General features: G+C 65.0%; 1 protein-coding gene and 1 rRNA gene. One reads left to right on the top strand and one right to left on the bottom strand.

Features of this window, described 5'->3' with window-relative positions; genetic code table 11:
- The first annotated feature begins 548 nt into the window (after positions 1-548).
- Positions 549-2,969 (top strand): HAD-IC family P-type ATPase, encoded by a 2,421-nt coding sequence (locus AC1DES_RS19065; RefSeq protein ID WP_476897263.1) that lies wholly within the window; start codon positions 549-551, stop codon positions 2,967-2,969.
- Between the two features lie 142 nt (positions 2,970-3,111).
- Here AC1DES_RS19065 and rrf read toward each other — a convergent pair.
- Positions 3,112-3,214, bottom strand: a 5S ribosomal RNA gene (gene rrf / locus AC1DES_RS19060); the annotation flags it as partial.

The raw sequence follows: 3,214 nt of genomic DNA, 5'->3' as shown, positions 1-3,214 counted from the left end.
AACCTGGCCAATCCAACCAATTCAATACAATAAATTGGTATCAACAAACTTGGCACACTATTGAGTTCTCAAACAACAGACACACCCGGCACCACCACAACCACACGGTCGCGGATCGCTCCGGAGCAACTTCCCAAACTTACCCGGCCAGCGAACGTGAAGCAAATCGGCGTTTCCGCCACTGCCCGTTCAACCAGACGGCCCCACCAGAATCTGGAGCGCACGAAGCATCAGCCTGATTCTGGCCTTTAGTTTTTGGGGGTTTGGCCGCCTTCGGTTCCCAGCGTTTCCGCTGGTCTCTCTCTCGGCGACTTAGAAAACAATACACCCACTTCGCCCCCACCGCAAACCCGCCCGGGTATGACGCCCGCGCCGCCACAGATCCCCGCCAGTCCGCGCCAAATAGCCCCTCCCTGCCTCCAAAGTGGCATCCGGGGCGGCACCAGGGAAAGGTGTCCTCCGTCACCGCATGGGGCCTCCCTGCCGGATACCATCAGGGGGTGAAGGCACACCGCCAAGGCCAAAGACCAGCCGGGCACCACCGGCGTGTGACCGGGCCCGCCGTCGACGGCCTGTCCACACTCGAGGCTGCCGCCCGGGCAGAGAGTGGTTTGGCGAACCGGGCACCGGATAAAACAAGCCGCAGCCTGTGGCACATCTTTCGTGCCAACGTACTGACCCTCTTCAACGCCGTCGTGGGTGCAAGCTTCCTGTTGCTGCTCCTCCTCGGGAGCTGGCAGGATGCCCTCTTCGGGCTGGCAGCGGCGGGAAACGCGATCATCGGCGTCGTCCAGGAGTTCCGGGCGAAGCGGTCTTTGGACCGCCTCGCCGTCCTCGAGTCCCCTAGAGCCCGGGTGCTGCGTGATGGCACCATCACGGAAATCCCCACGACCGAGGTCGTGCGGGACGACGTCCTGATACTGGGGGCCGGCGACCAGGTCAGTGCGGATGCCTCCGTCCTTGCGTCCATGGGGCTCGAGGCTGACGAATCCCTCCTCACCGGCGAATCCGATCCCGTCGGCAAGGGTCCGGGGACTGAAGTTCTCTCCGGTTCGATCATTGTTGCCGGCCACGGAACCGCGCGCGTAACGCGGGTTGGTGCCGAGTCCTTTGCGAGCAAACTCACGGCCGATGCAAGGCGCTTTTCCCTCGTCAACTCCGAGATCCGCAACAGCCTCAATCGCGTCCTGAGGTGGATCACGTGGGCGCTGCTGCCTATCGCCGTCGTCGTAGCGAACGGAGAGATGCAGGCCAGGGGCGGCTGGGAGCGCGCCATCGCCGCCGGGACGTGGACGTCGGCCACGGTGGGCGTGATCGCCAGCGTGATCGCCATGGTACCTCTCGGACTGGTCCTGCTGACGAGCGTCGCGTTTGCCGTCGGCGGCCTCCGGCTGGCCCGAGAGAAAGTGCTCATCCAGGAGCTGGCCGCTGTCGAAGGCCTGGCCCGAGTCGATGTCCTGTGCCTGGACAAGACTGGAACGCTCACCGAAGGCGGGATCGTCTTTGAGGCGGCGCACCCGGTGTCGACCTCATCCGCACCCGGGTGGGAAGAGGCCTTGGGGTGGTTTGCCGCCGAGCCTGAAGCCAACGCGACGGCACGATGCCTCGCGTCGGCGTACCGCGACGACGGCGGTCTGCAGCCTTCCTCCTCAGTACCCTTTTCCTCGGCCAGGAAGTGGGGCTCGGTCAGTTTCGACGGCGGCGACCCTGACGGCGTCAAGGCCACCTGGATACTAGGCGCACCTGAGATCGTCCTCGCGGCAGGTTCCCCTGCGGACGCTGCAGCGGGCCCGGCGCATGCCGAGGTCCTCAACCAGGCTGGAAGCCTGGCTGCCTCCGGCCTGCGGACCTTGCTACTAGGTCACGTCGCCGGCGGGCAGCCCTCCGCCGATCCGACGGAACTGCCGCACGGCATTCAGCCCGTCGCGGTACTGACGTTCCGGGAGAGGCTCCGCCCCGACGCCCGGAACACACTCGACTACTTCAGAGAGGAGGGCGTCGAGCTTAAGGTCATATCCGGAGACGATCCCCGGACCGTCGCGGCGATCGCGCGCAGGGTTGGCCTGGAGGTCAGCACAGGTTACGACGCCCGCTACTTGCCACAGGATCCCGGACTCCTCGAAGACGTCATGGTGAACAATGTGGTCTTCGGCCGTGTAACCCCGGCCCAGAAAAAAGACATGGTTGAGGCGCTGCAGCGAAGGGGCCATACCGTGGCCATGACCGGCGACGGCGTCAACGACGTACTGGCCCTGAAGTCGGCCGACCTTGGCATCGCCATGGATTCCGCAGCTGCCGCCACCAAGGCCGTGGCACGGCTGGTGCTGCTCGACGGCCGCTTTGACCGGCTTCCAGGCGTCGTCGCCGAAGGCCGACGCGCGATCGCAAACATAGAACGGGTCTCGAGTCTGTTTCTCAGCAAGACTGCCTACTCAATTGCCATTGCTGCAAGTTTTGGACTCCTCCAATGGGAGTTTCCGTTTCTGCCGCGCCAGCTGTCCTTCACAGACGGGCTGACGATTGGCATTCCTGCTTTCTTCCTGGCGCTCATGCCCAATAGCCGCCGCTACCGGCCAGGGTTTCTCTTCAGATCGCTCGCCTTCTCCGTGCCCGCAGGACTCATCGTCGCGGCGTCTCTGCTCGCGCTGAACGCCTACGCAAGCCCCAGCGCCCTAGGCCGCAGCACGAGTCCAGAGGCGTTGCGTGCGGCTTCGGTCCTGACTCTGTCAATCGTGGGACTCTGGATCCTGGCAGTCGTCTCGCGCCCACTCGACCTGAAACGGGTGGTCCTCGTGGCTGTCATGTGTCTTGGCCTGGTTGCCTTGCTCAACGTACCGCTCGCGCAGGAATTCTTCAGCCTGATGTGGCCTCCGGCGGATCTCGTACTGGCCGCTCTGGCGGCGGGTACCGGCGGAGGCCTCGCCGTGGAGGCCGTGGCCTGGACCCATGCCCGGCGGTTTCCCCGGTGACACCGGGCCCCCCCCGGGCGGGTGACGGCTCCTGCCGGGGGTCCCGGTGTTCCGGACGCGCTGCTGGCCTGCTGTCAGCGTTTGGGTGGTTAAAGCGGGAGAGCCTCCAACCGGGTGGTTGGAGGCTCTCGACCTAATGGTTGTCCGGCGGTGACCTACTCTCCCACACCCTCCCGGGTGCAGTACCATCGGCGCTGTGGGTCTTAGCTTCCGGGTTCGGGATGGGACCGGGCGTTTCCCCCACG

This window comes from Arthrobacter sp. 05T442, assembly GCF_056395945.1.
The sequence above is the reverse complement of the archived record's forward strand: the minus strand, read 5'-3'. Positions and strand labels throughout refer to the sequence as shown.